At 67.1% G+C, this 18992-nt stretch carries 18 protein-coding genes; 16 read left to right on the top strand and 2 right to left on the bottom strand.

What is annotated here, in order from left to right; translation table 11 throughout:
* Window positions 1-97 precede the first annotated feature (97 nt).
* The 3 genes from AADJ02_RS01665 to murJ are packed head-to-tail and all read left to right on the top strand — an operon-like array spanning window position 98 to window position 5644.
* Window positions 98-1282 (top strand): ABC transporter substrate-binding protein, encoded by a 1185-nt coding sequence (locus AADJ02_RS01665; RefSeq protein WP_341211402.1) that lies wholly within the window; start codon window positions 98-100, stop codon window positions 1280-1282.
* A gap of 4 nt (window positions 1283-1286) precedes the next feature.
* Window positions 1287-4061: a [protein-PII] uridylyltransferase gene (locus AADJ02_RS01660; RefSeq protein WP_341211401.1), complete on the top strand. Its 2775-nt coding sequence runs from the start codon at window positions 1287-1289 to the stop codon at window positions 4059-4061.
* The gene (gene murJ / locus AADJ02_RS01655) at window positions 4058-5644 is read left to right on the top strand and encodes a murein biosynthesis integral membrane protein MurJ (RefSeq protein WP_341211253.1); all 1587 of its coding nucleotides are present in this window, start codon (window positions 4058-4060) and stop codon (window positions 5642-5644) included. Before AADJ02_RS01660 ends, murJ begins: the two co-directional genes overlap by 4 nt.
* Here murJ and AADJ02_RS01650 read toward each other — a convergent pair.
* The gene (locus tag AADJ02_RS01650) at window positions 5641-6354 is read right to left on the bottom strand and encodes a rhomboid family intramembrane serine protease (RefSeq protein ID WP_341211252.1); all 714 of its coding nucleotides are present in this window, start codon (window positions 6352-6354) and stop codon (window positions 5641-5643) included. The genes murJ and AADJ02_RS01650 overlap by 4 nt on opposite strands.
* 77 nt (window positions 6355-6431) lie before the next feature.
* Here AADJ02_RS01650 and trpS point away from each other — a divergent pair, with 77 nt between their 5' ends.
* Window positions 6432-7448 carry a tryptophan--tRNA ligase gene (trpS, locus tag AADJ02_RS01645; protein WP_341211251.1) on the top strand — a complete coding sequence of 339 codons (1017 nt, stop codon included), beginning with the start codon at window positions 6432-6434 and terminating at the stop codon, window positions 7446-7448.
* A 133-nt stretch (window positions 7449-7581) separates the two neighbouring features.
* Here the strand turns inward: trpS and AADJ02_RS01640 are convergent, their stop codons facing one another.
* The gene (locus AADJ02_RS01640) at window positions 7582-8133 is read right to left on the bottom strand and encodes a L,D-transpeptidase family protein (protein ID WP_341211250.1); all 552 of its coding nucleotides are present in this window, start codon (window positions 8131-8133) and stop codon (window positions 7582-7584) included.
* Window positions 8134-8319: 186 nt separating this feature from the next.
* Between AADJ02_RS01640 and AADJ02_RS01635 the strand changes: the two genes are divergently transcribed.
* The 12 genes from AADJ02_RS01635 (at window position 8320) to AADJ02_RS01580 (ending at window position 18884) form a co-directional block, all read left to right on the top strand.
* Entirely contained in the window at window positions 8320-8802 is a 483-nt protein-coding gene (locus AADJ02_RS01635; protein WP_341211249.1) for a VOC family protein, read from the top strand.
* 97 nt (window positions 8803-8899) lie between these two features.
* Complete coding sequence (locus tag AADJ02_RS01630) at window positions 8900-9763, top strand: branched-chain amino acid aminotransferase (protein WP_341211248.1); 864 nt, start codon at window positions 8900-8902, stop codon at window positions 9761-9763.
* A 1-nt stretch (window position 9764) separates the two neighbouring features.
* On the top strand, window positions 9765-10988 hold the full coding sequence (locus AADJ02_RS01625; protein WP_341211247.1) for a hypothetical protein: 1224 nt from the start codon (window positions 9765-9767) through the stop codon (window positions 10986-10988).
* Window positions 10989-10998: 10 nt separating this feature from the next.
* Window positions 10999-11454, top strand: a complete 456-nt coding sequence (locus tag AADJ02_RS01620) for a universal stress protein (RefSeq protein ID WP_341211246.1) — start codon at window positions 10999-11001, stop codon at window positions 11452-11454.
* Between the two features lie 92 nt (window positions 11455-11546).
* The gene (locus AADJ02_RS01615; RefSeq protein WP_341211245.1) at window positions 11547-12119 is read left to right on the top strand and encodes a NifU family protein; all 573 of its coding nucleotides are present in this window, start codon (window positions 11547-11549) and stop codon (window positions 12117-12119) included.
* Window positions 12119-12697, top strand: coding sequence for a tRNA (adenosine(37)-N6)-threonylcarbamoyltransferase complex dimerization subunit type 1 TsaB (gene tsaB, locus AADJ02_RS01610; protein WP_341211244.1), 579 nt, complete (start codon window positions 12119-12121; stop codon window positions 12695-12697). Before AADJ02_RS01615 ends, tsaB begins: the two co-directional genes overlap by 1 nt.
* Entirely contained in the window at window positions 12694-13110 is a 417-nt protein-coding gene (locus AADJ02_RS01605; protein ID WP_341211243.1) for a GNAT family N-acetyltransferase, read from the top strand. Before tsaB ends, AADJ02_RS01605 begins: the two co-directional genes overlap by 4 nt.
* A gap of 192 nt (window positions 13111-13302) precedes the next feature.
* The gene (locus AADJ02_RS01600) at window positions 13303-14298 is read left to right on the top strand and encodes a BMP family ABC transporter substrate-binding protein (protein WP_341211242.1); all 996 of its coding nucleotides are present in this window, start codon (window positions 13303-13305) and stop codon (window positions 14296-14298) included.
* A 101-nt stretch (window positions 14299-14399) separates the two neighbouring features.
* Complete coding sequence (locus AADJ02_RS01595; RefSeq protein ID WP_341211241.1) at window positions 14400-16001, top strand: ABC transporter ATP-binding protein; 1602 nt, start codon at window positions 14400-14402, stop codon at window positions 15999-16001.
* A 1-nt stretch (window position 16002) separates the two neighbouring features.
* On the top strand, window positions 16003-17124 hold the full coding sequence (locus tag AADJ02_RS01590; RefSeq protein ID WP_341211240.1) for an ABC transporter permease: 1122 nt from the start codon (window positions 16003-16005) through the stop codon (window positions 17122-17124).
* 4 nt (window positions 17125-17128) lie between these two features.
* On the top strand, window positions 17129-18097 hold the full coding sequence (locus AADJ02_RS01585) for an ABC transporter permease (RefSeq protein ID WP_341211239.1): 969 nt from the start codon (window positions 17129-17131) through the stop codon (window positions 18095-18097).
* A complete protein-coding gene (locus AADJ02_RS01580; protein WP_341211238.1) occupies window positions 18081-18884 on the top strand; it encodes a purine-nucleoside phosphorylase in 804 nt (267 codons plus the stop codon). The genes AADJ02_RS01585 and AADJ02_RS01580 overlap by 17 nt, the downstream gene beginning before the upstream one ends.
* Window positions 18885-18992: the final 108 nt, after the last annotated feature.

The raw sequence follows: 18992 nt of genomic DNA, 5'->3' as shown, positions 1-18992 counted from the left end.
CGGCCTGGTTTCGAAATTCGTCACTGGACCCTTGCCCGCCCCGGTTTATGATTGGTTGCGAACCCGCCCCGCGCCTGTGCCGGAGAAAGTGATGCCCATGTTCGCCCGTTTGACGCAGCCCCGCAAGGCCGCGGCCCGACTTCTCGCCCTGTTCTCCATCCTCTGGCTTGCCGCCTGTCAGCCGATCGTGGCCACCGGCCCCGTCTCGGATGCCCAGCGCGTTACCCCCGGCGCGCCAGTCAAGGTGGCCCTTCTGGTGCCCGCAGGCTCGTCCTCACAGAGCGACGCGCTGCTCGCCTCCAACCTCGAGAACGCCGCCCGCCTCGCCATCGCCGATCTGGGCAACGTCGAGATCGACATGAAGGTCTATCCGACCGCCGGTGATCCGACCCGTGCCGCACAGGCCGCCACCACCGCCGTCTCCGAGGGCGCGCAGATCATCCTCGGCCCGCTCTATGCCGAAGCCGCCAACGCCGCGGGCGTCGCCGTGGCGAACCAAGGCGTCAACGTGCTCGCCTTCTCGAACAACCCGACCATCGCAGGCGGCAACGTCTTCATCCTCGGGCCGACCTTCTCCAGCACCGCGACACGGCTTGTGCAATACGGTCGCGCCAATGGCATCGACCGCTATGTCGTGGCCTATGGCAACGACCTGCAGGGCGCGATCGGCCGCGATGCCATCGTCAACGCCGTCAACAGCTCGGGCGCTGCCGTCGCCGGCACCCAAGCCTATGAGCTGAGCCAGGCCGGGGTGCAGTCCGCCGCCCCCCGCGTCGCAGAAACCGTTCGCGGCACCGGTGCCACCGGTGTCTTCACCACCGCCGGTGTGAACGCCGACCTGCCGATCCTCGCCACCGCGCTCAACGAAGCCGGCATCACGCCGCAGCAGGCGCGGATGCTGGGCCTCACCCGTTGGGATGCCGCGCCGCAGGCTCTAGCGTTGCCGGGGCTGCAGAACGGTCTTTTCGCCGTGCCCGATACCGCCCGCACCCGTACCTTCGAGCAGCGTTATTCGGCGACCTACGGCGCACAGCCGCACCCGCTCGCCGGTCTTGCCTATGACGGCATCGCCGCGATCGGTGCGCTGGCCGCCACGGGCCGTGCCGACGCGCTGACCCGCAATGCCCTCCTCACCAGCCAGGGCTTCAAGGGCACCTCGGGGATCTTCCGGCTGTTGTCCAACGGCACCAACCAACGCGGTCTGGCAGTTGCCACGATCCGCAACAACCAGGTGGTTATCCTTGACCCTGCTCCCACAAGCTTCCGCGGCGCCGGTTTCTAAGACCCTGCCCTACGAGAAGCCCGACACGACCGACGCGCCGGAGGATCTGATCCTTCCGGCGCGCGACATATTCGACGCAGAGACGGTGACGCGAAAGCTCGCCGAGGCGCTTGGAGACACTTCGGACCCCATGGCCGCGCGCCGCGCCGCCGTGACGGTTCTGTCCGAAGCCCGCCGCGACGGGCGCGACGCGATCGCCGCGGCCTTTGCCACGCGCCCCTTTGCCGCCCGTCCGGTGACCCGTGCCTATGCCTGGCTCACGGATCGGATCGTTACCGCCTGCTTCGATGTGGCACGAGGGCTGCACCCGTTGCACAATCCGACCGAGGGCGAACGGCTGTCGCTCTTGAGCGTCGGCGGTTACGGGCGTGGCGAGATGGCCCCGCATTCCGACGTCGATCTGCTGTTCCTGACGCCGTGGAAGATCACGCCTTGGGCCGAGAGCGTCATCGAATCGATGCTCTACATGTTGTGGGATCTCAAGTTGAAGGTCGGCCACGCAAGCCGCACCGTGAAGGACTGCCTGCGGCTGGCGAAGGAGGATTTCACGATCCGCACCTCGCTGATCGAATGCCGTCGCCTCGCGGGCGATGCGGCGCTGGCCGCCTCGCTGCGCGAGCGGCTCTGGACCGAGCTGTTCCGCTCCACCGCGCCCGAGTTCATCACAGCCAAGCTGGCCGAGCGCGATGCGCGCCATATCAAGCAGGGTGGCCAGCGCTATGTGGTCGAGCCCAACGTCAAGGAGGGCAAGGGGGGACTGCGCGATCTGCAATCGCTCTACTGGATCGGCAAATACGTCTACGGCGTACAGGACGCGGCCGAGTTGGTGGGGCAAGGCGTCTTCACCGAGGAGGAATACGCCGAATTCGTGCGAGCCGAAGATTTCCTCTGGGCCGTGCGCTGCCACCTGCATCTCGTCACCAACCGCGCGATGGACCAGCTCACCTTCGATATGCAGGTCGAGGTGGCCGAGCGCATGGGCTATGTCGATGGCGGCGGTAGGCGCGCGGTCGAGCATTTCATGCAGGATTACTTTCGCCATGCCACCCGCGTGGGCGAGCTGACGCGCATCTTCCTGACCGCGCAGGAGGCCACGCATCTGAAATCCGAGCCGATGCTGACGCGGCTTCTGGCACGGCGCAAGCGGGCCCGCCCGCCCTACCGCATCGTCCGCAACCGGCTCGACGTGGCCGACGAGGCTGCGTTTCTGGCCGATCCTGTGAACCTGCTCAGGATCTTTGACGAAAACCTGCGCACCGGCCACCTGCTGCACCCCGACGCGATGCGGCTGATCGCGGCCAACCTGCAACTGATCGACGCCAAGCTGCGCGAGGACCGCGAAGCCAACCGCATCTTCCTCGATCTGTTGATCCGACGCGGCAATCCCGAACGCGCATTGCGCCGGATGAACGAACTCGGCGTGCTGGCGGCTTTCCTGCCCGAATTCGCGCCGATCGTGGCGATGATGCAGTTCAACATGTACCACCACTACACGGTCGACGAGCACACGATCCAATGCATCTCGACTCTGGCGCAGATCGAGCGCGAGGAGCTGGTCGAGGAGCTGCCCGTCGCCTCGTCGATCCTCAAGTCCGGAGTGAACCGCAAGGTGCTCTACGTGGCGCTGCTGCTGCACGACATCGGCAAGGGACGCGACGAGGATCACTCGGTGCTCGGCGCGCAGATCGCACGGCGCGTGGCGCCGCGGCTGGGGCTGAACCGCAAGGAATGCGAGACGGTCGAATGGCTGGTGCGCCATCACCTGCTGATGTCGGACATGGCGCAAAAGCGCGACATCTCCGAGCCGCGCACGGTGCGCGACTTTGCCCGTTCGGTGAAGACCAAGGAGCGGCTCGATCTTCTGTGCGTGCTGACCGTCTGCGACATTCGCGGCGTGGGCCCCGGCACATGGAACAACTGGAAGGCGATGCTGCTACGCAGCCTCTACACCGCCACCGAGGAGGCCCTCGCCACCGGGCTCGAGGATCTGAGCCGTGGCGCGCGCGAGACCGAGGCCAAGAAGATGCTGCGCGACGCGCTTGCCGACTGGCCGCAGCCGGAACTGCGCGCCGAGACCAATCGCCATTACGGCCCTTACTGGCAGGGCCTGCCGCTCGACAGCCATGTGAAGTTCGCGCATCTGCTGCGGGGCCTCGGCAATGACGAGATCCGCACCGACCTCATGCTCGACGCCGATCGTGACGCGACGCGGGTGAGCTTTGCCACTACCGACCATCCGGGCCTGTTCTCGCGGTTGACCGGGGCGCTGGCGCTGGTCGGGGCCAACATCGTCGATGCGCGCACCTATACCGCCAAGGACGGGCTGTGCACCGCCGTGTTCTGGATTCAGGACGCCGAGGGCCACCCCTATGAAGAGACCCGCCTGCCCCGGCTCGAGCAGATGATCGGCAAGACGCTGCGTGGCGAGGTGGTGACCCGCGACGCGATCAAGGACCGCGACAAGATCCGCAAGCGCGAGCGCGCCTTCCGCGTGCCGACCTCGATCGCTTTTGATAACGACGGCTCGGAGATCTTCACCATCATCGAGGTCGACACCCGCGACCGCCCCGGCCTGCTGTTCGACCTGACCCGGACGCTGGCGGCGGCAAACGTCTATATTTCCTCCGCCGTCATTGCGACCTATGGGGAGCAGGCGGTCGATACCTTTTACGTCAAGGACATGTTCGGATTGAAATACCATTCTGAATCGAAGCAGCGCGCGCTTGAGCGCAAGCTGCGCGCAGCCATCGAAGCGGGCGCACGGAGGGCCGTGTCTTGAAGCCCATCCGCCTCGTGCAGGGCTTTCTCACCGTCGGCATCTGGACCCTGCTGTCCCGCGTCTTCGGCTTTGCCCGCGACATCATGATCGCGGGCTATCTCGGCGCGGGCCCGGTGGCCGAAGCCTTTCTCGTCGCCTTCTCGCTCCCCAACATGTTCCGCCGCTTTTTTGCCGAAGGCGCGTTCAACATGGCCTTCGTGCCGATGTTCTCGAAAAAGCTCGAGGGCGACGAGGACGCGGCGGGCTTCGCGCAGGAGGCCTGGGTCGGCATGGCCTTTATCCTCACCATGTTCACGGTAATCGGGGTGGTGGCGATGCCCGGGCTGGTGCTGCTCATGGCCTCGGGCTTTGCGGGTGACGAACGGTTCGACCTCGCGGTCGAATACGGCCGTCTCGCCTTTCCCTATATCCTATTCATCTCGCTCGCGGCACTGGCCTCGGGCGTTCTGAACGCGACGGGGCGCTTCGTCGCCGCCGCCGCCGCACCGGTGCTTTTGAACATCGTGTTCATCCTCGCGGTGCTGGTAGGGGCGGCACTGGGTCGCGATCCGTCCGAAAGCCTCGGGCTCGGCATCGATCGGGCGCTTGGTCTGCGGGTGGGCGACACGCTGGCGCTCTCGGTGCCCTTCGCGGGCCTCGTGCAGCTGTTTCTCGTCTGGTGGGCCGCCAAGCGCGCGGGGTTCCATCTGCGCTGGGGCTGGCCGCGCATGTCGCCGGACCTGTGGAAGCTCGCCGCCATCGCGGCCCCCGCCGCTCTGGCGGGCGGGGTAGTGCAGATCAACCTGCTGGTCGGACGTCAGGTGGCGAGCTTCTTTGATGGTGCCGTGGCCTGGCTCAACTATGCCGACCGGCTCTACCAGCTGCCGCTTGGCGTCGTGGGCATCGCCGTGGGCGTGGTGCTGCTGCCGGATCTGTCGCGCCGCCTGCGGGCGGGCGACGAGACCGGTGGGCGCGACGCCTTCAACCGCGCCGCCGAGATGAGCCTCGCGCTGACCATCCCTGCCGCCGTGGCGCTGGTGGTGATCCCGGTGCCTCTGGTGTCGGTGCTGTTCGAGCGCGGCGCCTTCACCACCGACGACACCATGGCAACGGCGCTCACCGTGGCGGTCTACGGCCTCGGCCTGCCTGCCTTCGTGCTGCAGAAGGCGCTGCAGCCACTGTTCTTTGCCCGCGAGGACACGCGCAGCCCGTTCCGCTACGCGCTTGTGGCAATGGTCGTGAACGTCGTGGTGGCGGTGGGCCTTGCCCCGGTCATCGGCTTCATCGCCGCCGCCTTGGGCACGACGCTGGCGGGCTGGGCCATGGTCTGGCTCCTGTGGCGCGGCTCGCGCGATATGGGTGTGGCCTCGGAATGGGACGACCGTTTCCGCCACCGGCTGTGGCGGATCTGCGGCGCTTCGGCGCTGATGGGGGTGGTGCTGCTCGGCTGCGCAGCGCTTCTGGGTCCGTTCCTCGCCACGCCGACGGTGCGCTATCTCGCGCTGGCCGCCCTCGTGGCGATCGGCATGCTCGGCTACTTCGGCTTTGGCCAGATGCTGGGCGCGTTCCGTTTGGGCGAGTTCCGCCGTGCGGTGCGGCGCTAACGCGTCCGCATCCGCGCGAGGAACCCGCGCGCGCCGCCCGGGGCCAGCAGCGGCGACAGCACCAACCCGGCGATGAAACCGGCGGCGTCGGCCACCCAAGCGGGGTCGGCGCCGAACATCAGCCCGAACACCAGCTGCAGCGCCAGAAGCACCCCGATCAGCCGGAACGCGGCCAGCCGGTTCGACCCCGAACGCCCCAGTTGCAGCCACATCAGATAGGTGAAGCCGCCGATCAGTCCATAGACCGCCGGATAGGCCCCAATCAGCGGATAGTTGGTCGAGGTGAACAGCCCGAAGGCCAGCGCGCCCGCCAGCGTCGTGGCCACGAGCAGCAGGCCCAGCGTCACCGGGTGCAGCACCTCGCCCACGAACTTGCCCAGCGCCAGAAGCAGCGCCACCGCGAAGAGCGCGTGGGTCAGGCTCATGTGCACGAAGGGATAGCTCAAGAGGCGCGAGGCAAGATCCCAGTCCCAGCGCACCATCAGCCGGTCGAGCACGGCGGCAGAAAACCCATAGCCCTCGATCGCGCCGATGCGCCAGCCGATCGCCTGCGGCCCGCCGACGAGGCCCGTGGCCCCGAGTGACAGCGCGGCTTCGATGCCGGCCATCACCAGCGCCAGCACCACGATCAGCGGCGGCAGCGTGCCGAACGGACCCTCCATCGGGGAGTGGTTCGGATCGGGTCTGGGGTAGTATCCCTGCGGTCGCATGTTCGGTCCCTTCGGTTGACCTCGACAGGGGGCATGGCTAATCGGAATGCCACCCGGTTTCCAGCAGGACACGCGCCATGACCGCCACCACGTTCACCCCCCGCGTCTTTTCCGGCATCAAGCCCTCGGGCGGCCTGACGCTCGGCAACTATCTGGGGGCCATCAAGCGCTTCGTCGAGATGCAGGGCAGCGAATTCGAGACGATCTACTGCGTCGTCGACCTGCACGCGATCACCGTCTGGCAGGATCCGGAGGAGCTGCGCCGTGCCACCCGCGAGGTGGCGGCGGGCTATCTCGCCTCCGGGATCGACCCCGAAAAATCCATCCTGTTCAACCAAAGCCGCGTTTCGGCCCATGCCGAGCTGGCTTGGCTGTTCAACTGCGTGGCGCGGATGGGCTGGATGAACCGGATGACCCAGTTCAAAGAAAAAGCGGGCAAGAACGCCGAGAAGCAGAGCTTGGGCCTCTACGCTTACCCGTCACTGATGGCCGCGGACATCCTCGCCTATCACGCCACCCACGTGCCGGTGGGCGAGGACCAGAAGCAGCATGTCGAGCTAACCCGCGACATCGCGGCCAAGTTCAACCACGACTACAAGACCGACTTCTTCCCGCTGACCAACCCGGTGATCGAGGGGCCCGCAATGCGGGTGATGAACCTGCGTGACGGCACCAAGAAAATGTCGAAGTCGGGCGAGAGCGACATGGAGCGGATCAACATGACCGATGATGCCGACACCATCGCCAAGAAGTTCAAGAAGGCCCGCACCGACCCCGCGCCGCTGCCCGACAATCTCGACGATCTAAAGGAGCGCCCCGAAGCCCGCAACCTCGTGGACATCTACGCGGGCCTGTCGGGGATGACGGCCGAAGCCGTGATCACCGAGCATGCCGGCGCGGGCTGGGGCGCGTTCAAGCCCGCCCTCGCGGATCTCGCGGTGGAAAAGCTCGCGCCGATTTCGACCGAGATGGCGCGGCTGATGGATGACCCCGCCGAGATCGACCGGATCATGGCCAAAGGCGCCGAGCGCGCCCGCGCCATCGCCGACCCGATCGTGGCCCGGACCTCCGAGATCATGGGGCTGCTGCGCTAGGACTTTTCGGAGAGGCCACCACGGCCTCTCCGATCCATCGTTTCTCCGGGCACGCGGCCTGTGCGTGATTAGCGGCACGCCGGTCCGTTTCGAGAAATGTGACAGGGAGGCGCCAAGGCCTCCCCCACCGACCTCAGATCAGCCGCACCTGCGTGCCGACCTCGGCCAATGCGAAGAGCTTGGCGATGTGCTCGTTGTAGAGGCCGATGCAGCCATCCGAGGACGGACGCCCGATCTTGCGCGTGTCATGGGTGCCGTGGATGCGGTAGTACTGCCACGACAGATAAAGCGCGTGGGTGCCCAGCGGGTTGCCGGGACCGGCGGGGACCACGGCCGGAAGCGACGGGTCGCGCTCGCGCATGGACGGCGTCGGCGTCCAGGTCGGGCCGTCTACCTTGCGCACGACCTCCGTATAGCCGAGCCGCGTCAGCTCAGGACTGACCGGGACCGATGAGGGGTAGAGGCGGTAAGTCTCGCCATCACCGCCCCAGTAGTGCACCGCGCGCGCGCCGGTATCGGCGACGATGACGCCCACACCCAGGGCGTCGAAATGGTCGCGCCAGTCGATCTTCTGAAGCGCCGAAACATTGCGCTGCACCGCGCTGGTGGCCGCAATGGCGGGGGCGGCAAGCGTGACGAGGCCGGCGGTACCGGTTGCGAGGAAGGCGCGTCGGGTCTGGGTCATGGAGTCTCCTAGCCTGTTTTCCCCTCCCCTTCCCCCTTCCAGCGCGGGAGGATCAACTCACGACGGCGCGAGGTCCCGCATCAAGAGTTCGCGCTGTTGCACCGATGCCGTGCGAAACTGGCGACTGCCGCACAGGGCATTCCTTGCCTATTTTGATCGCGAACCAGATCCCACAGGAGCGCTGCCGTGACCCAGATCGCCCCCGCCGCCACCCGCATCGGACACGTGCACCTGCGCGTCGCCGATCTCGATCGCGCCATCGCCTTTTACGGAGAGGTGCTGGGTTTCGAGCTGATGCAGCGCTACGGTCCCGGGGCCGCGTTCCTTTCGGCGGGCGGCTACCACCACCATATCGGCCTCAACACCTGGGAGAGCCTCGGCGCCACGCCGCCGCCCACCGGGCACACCGGGCTGTACCACACCGCGATCCTCTATCCCGACCGCCGTTCGCTGGCACAGGCGCTGGCGCGTGCGATCGAGGCCGGGGTCGAGATCGACGGGGCCGCAGATCACGGGGTGAGCGAGGCCATCTATTTTCGCGACCCCGACGGCAACGGCGTCGAGATCTACCGCGACCGCGCTGAGGCTGATTGGCCACGCGACGGCGCGGGTGCTCTGAAGATGGGCAACGGCCCGCTGGATCTGCACAAACTGTTGTCCGAGGCCTGAGCGCAACGCCGGGCCGTTCCCGTCGCAGCGCGGCACCGCCGCTTCTGGACCGGTGCCCGCCACTGGCCTAGCCTACGCGTCAAAGCGGAGGACAGGCATGGCGACGGGCACCGATATCCGGACCTACTACGACGGGCGATGGCACGAGGGCGACATCGCAGTGATCCGCGCCTCGGACCACGGCGCATGGCTCGGCACCACGGTGTTCGACGGTGCGCGCTATGCGCATGGCCTCACACCCGACCTCGACAAGCACTGCGCCCGCGCCAATGCTTCGGCCGAGGCGCTGATGATCACGCCCACCGTGTCGATGCAGGAAATGGTCGGCATCGTGCGCGAAGGGCTCGCGGCCTATCCGCGCGACGCCGCCGTTTATATCCGACCGATGTACTGGGCCCTCGATGGCGGCCCTCTGGGCATCCTGCCCAAAGAAGGGGCCACCGGCTTTGCCGTGGCGCTCGAGGCGATCCCGATGGCCGCCCCCGAGGCTGCGACGACGCTCACCACCACACGATTTCGCCGACCCGTGATGGAGGACGCGGTAGTCAACGCCAAGGCGGGCTGCCTCTATCCCAACAACGCGCGGATGATCGCAGAGGCGCAGGCAAAGGGCTTTGGCAACGCGCTTGTCGCCGACGCGCTGGGCAACGTTGCCGAAAGTGCCAGCTCCAACGTCTTCATCGTCAAGGACGGCGAGGTGTTCACCCCGATCCCCAACGGCACCTTCCTCGCCGGGATCACCCGCGCGCGCCACATGGCCAACCTGCGGGCCGATGGCGTGACGGTACACGAGGTGACGATGTCCTTCGCCGACGTCCACGCGGCCGACGAGGTGTTCCTGTCGGGCAACATGCACAAGGTCACGCCGGTGACGGCCTTCGACGACACCGCCTATGGCATCGGCCCGGTTACCCGCCGCGTGCGCGAGATGTACTGGGACTGGGCGGCGACGGCGGGCTGAGATGCGGGGCTGGCGCGCCATCGACCGGCTTTTGGGGTTTCTGCCTGTCGCGCTGAGCGCGGGCGCGCTGGCGCTGCTGCTGTCGCAAAACCCCTTTGCGACCCCCTACCTCGAGCGCGGCACCGAGGCCGTGGCGCTGGAGCTTCAGGCGGCGCTGTCGCGCGAAGTGACGCCCGAGTGGTACATCTCTAGGATGGACCAAGCGCTTCTGGCCGAGGATCTCGATGCGATGCGCATGGTCGCGGCCACCGGCGCGCGGCATGGCATCGCCCCCTCGCCTGCGCTCTTGGGCCGGATGCAGGCGCTCGAGGCGCGCGAGACCGGGGCACTGGCTGCGGCGCGCGATTGCGCGGTCTGCGCCGCCGACATCACCGCCTGCCCGCGCGTGGCGCTTCTGGCGATGTGCGGCGTCACGGTCGAGATGACGCCCTTGGGCGATCTAAATGCGCTGCGCCGCGCGGCACAGGCCGGGATTGCGGGCAAGGAGATCGACCGGATCGAGGTGGCGCTCGCCGGCGTGGGCCTCGGGGCCACCGGCCTCGTGCTGGCCTCGGGCGGCACCAGCGCCACGGTCAAGGTGGGGGCCACCTCGCTCAGGCTGGCGCGGCGCATGGGCAAGATCGGCCCGCGCTTTGCCGATGAGCTGCGGCGGCTCTCGGACGTGGGCTTTCGCCCCGACAAGCTCGACGATCTGGCGCTGGGTCGCATCGGCATCGACGAGGTGGCGGACGCGGCCAAGCTGGCACGGGTGGGCGATCTGGCCTCCGACCTCGGCCATGTGGCAGCGAAGACCTCGCTCACTGATGCGGTGCTGATGCTGGAGCATGTCGATGACGCCGCCGATGCGCGGCGCTTGGCGCGGCTGTCGGACGCCGCCGGCCCCGAAACCCGCGCCACGCTCGACATCTTGGGCAAGGGCCGTGCCTTTCGGGCGCTGGTGCGGCTATCGGACCTCGCCCTCGGGGCGGCAGCGCTCCTGTGGCTGGTCGCGGGGCAGATCCTGATCTTTCTGGGCGAACGCGTGGGCCGCCTGATACTGGCGCTCTTGCGCGTACCGGTGCGCAGACGGGCCCGTGCCGAGACCCGCCACACCGGCCGCCACGCCCCGGCGGCCCTTCGGCCCGAGCCGCCCCTGACCCGCCCGCAGCCACGCCTGCGCCCCGACCCACCGCTACGCCGCCCCGTTGTGCACCGCCCCATGCTGGGCCACACTCCGGCCGAATAGGGAGAGCCAGATGCGCAAGTTCCTCGTGATCCTCGACGACACACGCGAATGCCTGAACGCGATGCGCTTTGCCGCGATGCGCGCGGGCAAGACCGGCGGCGGCGTCACCATCCTGTCGGTGATCCCGCCGGATGAGTTCAACCATTGGGTCGGCGTCGGTGAGATCATGCGCGCCGAAGCGCGCGAGCGTATCGAGGTGCATTTCGAAGTCTTCGCCAAGTGGATGCGCGACCGTCAGAACGTGCACCCCGATCTGGTGATCCGCGAAGGCGAGGCGGTGCCCGAAATCCTCGCCCAAATCCGCGATGACCCTGAAATCGGCGTTCTGGTGCTCGGCGCGGGCGACGACCGCAAGGGCCCCGGCCCGCTGGTGAGCCAACTCACGCGCGAGGCGGGCAGCCTGCCGGTGCCGATCACCATCGTGCCCGGCGACATCTCCAAGGAGCGGCTTGAGGCGATCACCTGACCGGTTTTCCATCCAGCCTTTAGAATCGTTCCAAATCTTGACTTCGTGCGGTCCAGGGCGCATATCGGGAGCCTGAAACGAAAGGTGGTCCGATGTTCATCCAGACCGAATCCACGCCGAACCCCGCGACGTTGAAGTTCCTGCCGGGGCAGACCGTGCTCGAGATGGGCACGGCCGATTTTCCCTCCGAAGAGGCCGCGCAAGCGAGCCCGCTGGCACGTCGCATCTTCTCGACCGGCGGCGTGGCGGGCGTGTTCCTTGGCTCGGATTTCATTACGGTGACCAAGACCGAAGCCGTCGAGTGGGATCACATCAAGCCCGCCGTTCTCGGCGCGGTGATGGAGCACTTCCAATCCGGTGCCCCCGCCATCGACGATGGCACGCCCAATAGCGCCACTGCTGGCGGCCACGCCGAGCACACCGGCGAAGACGGCGCGATCGTCGAGCAGATCAAGGAGCTGCTGGACACCCGCGTGCGGCCCGCCGTGGCGCAGGATGGCGGTGACATCACCTTCCACGGCTTTGATCGCGGCATCGTCTACCTGCACATGCAAGGCGCCTGCGCCGGTTGTCCCTCCTCGACGCTGACGCTCAAGATGGGCATCGAGAACCTGCTGCGCCACTACATCCCCGAAGTGGTCGAGGTCCGGCCCGTCGCCGCCTGATGACGCCGCTTCTCGCCTTCGACACCTCGGCCGCGCATTGCGCGGCCGCGCTGCATCTGGGCGACCGCATGGTCGTCCGGGTCGAGCCTATGGCCAAAGGTCAGGCCGAGCGATTGATGGGTTTTCTCGAAGACCTGCTTGCCTCCGAGGCCTTGGACTGGCGCGATCTCGTTGCCATCGGCGTCGGCACGGGTCCGGGCAACTTTACCGGGCTGCGGATCGGTGTTTCGGCGGCACGCGGCCTGGCTCTGGGGCTGGGCATTCCGGCGGTCGGCGTGTCGGGCTTCGAGGCGGCAGCCATGGGCCATCCACGCCCCGTTACCGTCGCTCTGCCCGCGCCGCGCGAGCACCTCTGGCTGCAGCGGCTGACCGATAACGGGGCCGAGCCCCCTGCGCTCACTCTCGCCGCGCAGGCGGGCGAGGTGCTGCACGGGCCCGACGCCGACAGGCTGGTCCGCGCCATCGCCGAGATTGCCAGCAGCCGCGCCGCGACGCCGCAGCCGCGCCCCGCGCCGCTTTATGTCCGTCCGGCAGACGCCGCGCCGCCGCGCGATCCGGCACCTGTGCTGATAGGATGACCGAGGCGCAGGCGCTCGCCATGACCTATGCGGCGGCCTTTCCGGGCGAGCGGCATTGGAGTGCGACCGAGTTCAGCGATCTGCTCGCGGCACCCGGCACGATCCTGTCGGGCGATGCTTTGAGCTTCGTTCTGGGCCGGGTGACCCTCGACGAGGCCGAAATCCTGACGCTCGCCACCTACCCCGATCACCGCAGGCAGGGCCGTGCCCGCGCCGCGCTGGAGGCGTTCCATGACGCGGCGCGCGCTGCGGGGGCCGACACGGCGTTTCTCGAGGTGGCCGAGGACAACGCGGCGGCCTGCGCGCTCTATGCGGCGGCGGGCTACGTGCAGGCGGGCCGCAGGCGGGGCTATTACCCTCGGGCCGGGCAACCGCCCGCGGCGGCGCTGATCCTTATGCGCCCATTGCGTTAAAATGCCCTAGCGTCAGTCGCCCTGTGCGTGGGCAAAACCGCCCCGAAGTCCCGGTGACTTGGCGCAAATCAGGGAAAAATCAGTTGACCCCCAAGGGCTGGACAAGGCCTTATCCTGCCATGAGCCGGCGCATGACCGGCAGGCGCGCGTTGCTCCTTCGGGGCCGTGCCGACACCTGACAGGGAGCTATTGATGACTCATCTCGCGAAATTCCTCGGCGCCTCCGCCGTGCTGGCGATCTCCGCCGGTGCAGCCCTTGCCGATCCGGCGCTGATCTACGATCTGGGCGGCAAATTCGACAAGTCGTTCAACGAGAGCGCGCACAATGGCGCGACCCGCTGGGCCGAGGAAACTGGCAACTCCTATGCCGAGGTCGAGCTGCAGTCCGACGCCCAGCGCGAACAGGCGCTGCGCCGCTTTGCCGAGGCCGGCAACAGCCCGATCGTCACCGTCGGCTTCTCATTCATGACGCCGCTCGAGGAAATCGCCACCGACTATCCGGACACCAAGTTCGTGATCATCGACGGCGTCGTCGACCAGCCCAACGTGCGCTCGGTGATCTTCAACGAGCACGAAGGCTCCTATCTCGTCGGCCAGATGGCGGCGATGGCTTCCGAGAGCGGCACCGTCGGCTTCATCGGCGGCATGGACATCCCGCTGATCCGCAAATTCGCCTGCGGCTATGCCCAAGGCGCACAGTCGGTGAACCCCGACATCACCGTTCTGTCGAACATGACCGGCACCACGCCGTCGGCCTGGAACGACCCCGTGAAGGGCTCGGAGCTGACGCAGGCGCAGATTTCCCAAGGCGCGGACGTGATCTATGCTGCTGCCGGTGGCACCGGCATCGGCGTGCTGCAAACCGCCGCCGACAAGGGCATTCTGTCGATCGGCGTCGACAGCAACCAGAACTACCTGCAGCCGGGCAAGGTGCTGACCTCGATGGTCAAGCGCGTCGACAACGCCGTCTATGACGCCTTTGAAGCCGGCGCGAACGTCGAAGCCGGCATCAACGTCATGGGCGTGAACAACGAGGGCGTGGGCATCGCCGTCGACGAGCACAACGAGGCCCTCGTGACCGAGGAAATGACCGCCGCCGTCGATGACGCCATGGCCAAGATCGCCTCCGGCGAGGTCGAAGTGCACGACTACATGAGCGACGAAAGCTGCCCCTCGCTCGATTTCTGATTGCCCCCCAAGGCATGACACCCGGGGCCGCGCCGCAAAGCGCGGCCCCGTTTCGCTCCCCCCGTCGCTTCCCCGTTTCGCATCCGAGGACCGGACACCCCATGACCGACCAGACCCCCGCGATCGAGCTCAAGGGCATTTCCAAGGCCTTTGGCCCCGTGCAGGCCAACAAGGACATCTCGATCCGGGTGATGCCGGGCACGATCCACGGCATCATCGGCGAGAATGGCGCCGGGAAATCGACGCTGATGTCGATCCTCTACGGCTTTTACCGCGCTGATTCCGGCGAGATCTTCGTTGATGGCAAGCGCACCGAGATCCCCGACAGCCAGGCCGCGATCCGCGCCGGCATCGGCATGGTGTTCCAGCACTTCAAACTGGTGCAGAACTTCTCCGTGCTGGAGAACGTCGTGCTCGGTGCCGAGGAAGGCGCGATGCTGCGCCCGAGCCTCGCCAAGGCGCGCCGTCAGCTCAAGGAGCTGGCCGCCGAATACGAGCTCAACATCGACCCCGATGCCAAGATCGAGGACATCGGCGTCGGCATGCAGCAGCGCGTCGAGATCCTCAAGGCGCTCTACCGTCAGGCCGACATTCTGATCCTCGACGAGCCCACGGGCGTGCTCACGCCCGCCGAGGCCGACCATTTGTTCCGCATCCTCAAGGGGCTGCGCGATCAGGGCAAAACCATCATCCTGATCACCCACAAGCTGCGCGAGATCATGGAAATCACCGACACGGTGAGCGTGATGCGCCGCGGCGAGATGACCGCCACCGTCCAGACCGCCGAGACCTCGCCGCCCGAGCTGGCCGAGCTGATGGTCGGACGCAAGGTGCTGTTGCAGGTCGAAAAGGCCCCCGCCACCCCCGGCAAGACGATCCTCGAGGTCGAGAACCTGACCGTGATCGACAGCAAGGGCGTCGAGCGGCTGCGCGGCATCGGGCTTGAGATCCGCGCGGGCGAGATCCTCGGCCTTGCCGGCGTCGCGGGCAACGGCCAGTCCGAGCTGCTCGAAGTCCTGGGCGGCTACCGCAAGGCCAAGGGCCGGGTCCGCCTCAACGGCGAGGAGATCGACCTCACCGGGGCGAAATCCGACGCCCGCACACGGCGAGCACGCGGCATCGCCCATGTGCCAGAGGACCGGCATCACGAGGGGCTGATCCTCGATTTCACGGCGTGGGAGAACGTGGCCTTTGGCTATCACGACAAGCCCGAGTTCAACAAAGGCGTCTTCATGGACAACGCGGCCATCAAGGCTGATGCCGCTGCGAAGATGGAGCGCTTCGACGTGCGGCCGCCGAACCCGAACCTCGCCGCCAAGAATTTCTCGGGCGGCAACCAGCAAAAGATCGTCGTGGCACGCGAGATCGAGCGCAATCCCGACCTGCTGCTGATCGGCCAGCCGACGCGCGGCGTCGACATCGGCGCGATCGAGTTCATCCACCAGCAGATCGTGGCGCTGCGCGACATGGGCAAGGCGGTACTTCTGGTTTCGGTCGAGCTTGACGAGATCATGTCGCTGTCGGACCGCATCGCGGTGATGTTCGACGGTCAGATCATGGGCGAGCGTCTGCCAGCCGAGACCAACGAGCGTGAGCTTGGCCTCCTGATGGCGGGCATCACCGACACCGACAAACCGCACAGCGAGGCTGAGATCGAGGCCAACCTTGCGCGCAAGCGCGCCAGCGCCACCAAGGAGGCCTGAGATGCAAAAGATGCCGCAATGGGCGGATGTGGTGCTGATCCCGCTGATCAGCCTGCTCCTCGCCGCCCTTCTCTCCGCTTTGGTGATCCTCGCCATCGGTGAAAACCCGTGGTCGGCGCTCAAGCTGATGGTCGACGGCTCGATGGGCTCGACCTACGCTTGGGGCTACACGCTCTATTACGCCACCAACTTCATCTTCACCGGCCTCGCCGTGGCGATCGCCATCCATGCGCGGCTGTTCAACATCGGCGGCGAGGGCCAGGCGATGCTGGGCGGCCTCGGCGTGGCGCTGATCGCGCTCTACATTCCGTGGCCGCATTGGAGCCTCGCGCTCGTGGGCGGTGCCGTGGGGGCAGCGCTGTTCGGCGCGGCCTGGGCGCTGATCCCGGCATGGCTTCAAGCCAAGCGCGGCAGCCATATCGTGATCACCACGATCATGTTCAACTTCATCGCTGCCGCACTTCTGAACTACCTGCTGATCGGCGCGCTCAAGCCCTCGGGCTCGATGGAGCCCGCCACGGGCCGCTTCCCCGAGGCCACGCATCTGCCGACCTTTCAGGACATGTTCTCGACCGCCGAGACGGCGCTGTTTCGCGGCGCGCCGGTAAACGTGTCGTTCTTCGTGGCGCTGATCGCCTGTGTCGCGGTCTGGGCGCTGATCTGGCGTACGCGCCTCGGCTACGAGATCCGCGCCTTCGGCCAGTCGGAGTCGGCCGCGAAATACGCGGGCATTTCGCCCACGCGGATCATCGTGGTCACCATGCTGATCTCCGGCGGGCTTGCCGGGATGATGGCGATCAACAACGTCATGGGCGAGGCCGAGCGCCTCGTGCTCAACGCGGTCGAGGGTGCGGGCTTCATCGGCATCGCGGTGGCGCTGATGGGGCGCAGCCATCCCTTCGGCGTCCTGCTCGCCGCGCTGCTCTTCGGCTTTCTCTATCAGGGCGGCGCCGAATTGGCGCTCTGGACCTCGATCCCGCGCGAGCTGATCGTGGTGATCCAGGCCCTCGTGATCCTCTTCACCGGTGCGCTCGACAACATGGTGCGCATGCCGCTCGAAGCGATCTTTCTGAGGCTGCGGCCCGCGCCGAAGCCTGCCCGCAAGACCGAACCGGCGGAGTGAGCCCATGGATTTCCTGACCCTTCTGCAGGTGCTCGACACCACCATCCGCCTCGCCACGCCTTTGCTGCTGGCCTGTCTCGCCGGGCTGTTCTCCGAGCGCGCTGGCATCTTCGACATCGGCCTCGAAGGCAAGATGCTGGCTTCGGCCTTCCTCACCGCCGCCGTTGCCGCCGTGACCGGCTCGGTAATGATCGGCACGCTGGCCGGCATCGGTGCGGCGCTGATGCTGTCTGGTATCCATGGCCTTGCCTCGATCACCTTCCGGGGCAACCAGCTCATTTCCGGCGTCGCGATCAACTTTCTCGCTGCCGGTCTCACCGTCGTCATCGCGCAAAGCTGGTTCGGTCAGGGCGGCCGCACGCCGCAGCTTTCGGGCAATGCGCGCTTCGAGACCATCGACCTGCCGCTCGCCGCCGAGATGCGCGATATTCCGATCCTCGGGCCGATCTACGCCGAGCTGATCTCTGGGCACACGCTGCTTGTCTATGTCGCCCTGCTGATGGTGCCGCTGACCTGGTGGGTACTGTTTCGCACCCGCTTCGGCTTGCGCCTGCGCGCGGTGGGCGAGAACCCCGCCGCCGTCGACACCGCCGGTGTCTCGGTCGTGGGGCTGCGCTTTGCCGCCGTGGCGATCTGCGGCGTGCTGACCGGCCTCGCCGGGGCCTATCTCTCGACCGGGCTTCAGGCGGGCTTCGTCAAGGACATGACGGCGGGGCGCGGCTACATCGCGCTCGCGGCCCTCATCTTCGCCAAGTGGCGGCCATGGTACGCCCTCGGGGCCTGCCTTTTGTTCGGCTTCCTGCAGGCCCTCGCGCTGCGCCCGGACGTGATCGAAGGCACGCTTGGCTTCGAAGTGGGCGTGCAGCTGCTCGATGCCCTTCCCTATATTCTCACGGTGGTGATCCTTGCGGGCTTTGTCGGCCGCGCGATCCCGCCCCGCGCCGGAGGCGAACCCTATGTCAAAGAGCGTTGAACTTGCGGGCCTGATCAAGGCCCAAGCCGGAGCGGCCCCTGTCAAATACGGCCTGATCCTCGGATCGGGGCTGGGCCACATTGCAGGCGCCGTCGACGGCGTCACCATTCCCTATGACAAGCTTTCGGGCTTTCCGCATGCGGGCGTGTCGGGCCACAACCCGGTGCTCGCCGTGGGCGATCTCGAAGGCCAGCGCGTCGCCGTCTTCGGCGGCCGCGCGCATTACTACGAGCGCGGCAACCCCAACGAGATGCGGCTGCCGCTCGAAGTGCTCAAGGAGCTCGGTGCCGAAGCGGTGATCCTGACCAACGCCGCAGGCAGCCTGCGCTCGGAAATGCCCACCGGCTCGATCATGGCGCTGTCGGACCACATCAACTTCTCGGGGCTGAACCCGCTGATCGGCGAGCAGACCGACCGGCGCTTCGTGCCGATGGGCGATGCGCATGACGCCGATCTGCGCAACCTCTTGCGTGCCGCGGCCCGGGCCGAAGAGGTCGAGATGCACGAGGGCGTCTATGCGTGGTATTCCGGCCCCTCCTTCGAAACCCCGGCCGAGATCCGTGCAATCCGTACGCTGGGGGCCGATGCGGTCGGCATGTCGACGGTGCCCGAGGTGATCCTCGCGCGCTTCATGGGCATGAAGGCGCTGGCCATCTCGGCGATCACCAACATGGCCGCCGGCATGTCCGACGAGAACATCGGCCACGAGCATACCAAGGCGATGGCCCCCGTGGGTGCCGCCAAGCTCGAACAGGTGCTGCGCCGGATGCTGCGCGACATGGGCTGAGACCGAAGGGGGCGGCAGGCCGCCCCCTCCCCGACCCCGGGCAGGTACGGTGATCAAGATGCCGCATTGCGGCGATCTGTACCGCCGGGGCTTGGAAATCCCTGCCGA

It is taken from the genome of uncultured Limimaricola sp., from assembly GCF_964022235.1.
GTDB lineage: Bacteria > Pseudomonadota > Alphaproteobacteria > Rhodobacterales > Rhodobacteraceae > Limimaricola.
This window is presented reverse-complemented; position numbering and strand designations above follow the sequence as displayed.

Bases quoted from the DNA above. Each gene is read 5' to 3' on its own strand.
- AADJ02_RS01620 (WP_341211246.1), top strand. From the start codon at position 10,999: ATGCGCAAGTTCCTCGTGATCCTCGACGACACACGCGAATGCCTGAAC.
- AADJ02_RS01625 (WP_341211247.1), top strand. From the start codon at position 9,765: ATGCGGGGCTGGCGCGCCATCGACCGGCTTTTGGGGTTTCTGCCTGTC.
- AADJ02_RS01630 (WP_341211248.1), top strand. From the start codon at position 8,900: ATGGCGACGGGCACCGATATCCGGACCTACTACGACGGGCGATGGCAC.
- AADJ02_RS01580 (WP_341211238.1), top strand. From the start codon at position 18,081: ATGTCAAAGAGCGTTGAACTTGCGGGCCTGATCAAGGCCCAAGCCGGA.
- trpS (WP_341211251.1), top strand. From the start codon at position 6,432: ATGACCGCCACCACGTTCACCCCCCGCGTCTTTTCCGGCATCAAGCCC.
- AADJ02_RS01585 (WP_341211239.1), top strand. From the start codon at position 17,129: ATGGATTTCCTGACCCTTCTGCAGGTGCTCGACACCACCATCCGCCTC.
- AADJ02_RS01595 (WP_341211241.1), top strand. From the start codon at position 14,400: ATGACCGACCAGACCCCCGCGATCGAGCTCAAGGGCATTTCCAAGGCC.
- AADJ02_RS01615 (WP_341211245.1), top strand. From the start codon at position 11,547: ATGTTCATCCAGACCGAATCCACGCCGAACCCCGCGACGTTGAAGTTC.
- AADJ02_RS01650 (WP_341211252.1), bottom strand. From the start codon at position 6,354: ATGCGACCGCAGGGATACTACCCCAGACCCGATCCGAACCACTCCCCG.
- AADJ02_RS01640 (WP_341211250.1), bottom strand. From the start codon at position 8,133: ATGACCCAGACCCGACGCGCCTTCCTCGCAACCGGTACCGCCGGCCTC.
- AADJ02_RS01600 (WP_341211242.1), top strand. From the start codon at position 13,303: ATGACTCATCTCGCGAAATTCCTCGGCGCCTCCGCCGTGCTGGCGATC.
- tsaB (WP_341211244.1), top strand. From the start codon at position 12,119: ATGACGCCGCTTCTCGCCTTCGACACCTCGGCCGCGCATTGCGCGGCC.
- AADJ02_RS01665 (WP_341211402.1), top strand. From the start codon at position 98: ATGTTCGCCCGTTTGACGCAGCCCCGCAAGGCCGCGGCCCGACTTCTC.
- AADJ02_RS01590 (WP_341211240.1), top strand. From the start codon at position 16,003: ATGCAAAAGATGCCGCAATGGGCGGATGTGGTGCTGATCCCGCTGATC.
- AADJ02_RS01605 (WP_341211243.1), top strand. From the start codon at position 12,694: ATGACCGAGGCGCAGGCGCTCGCCATGACCTATGCGGCGGCCTTTCCG.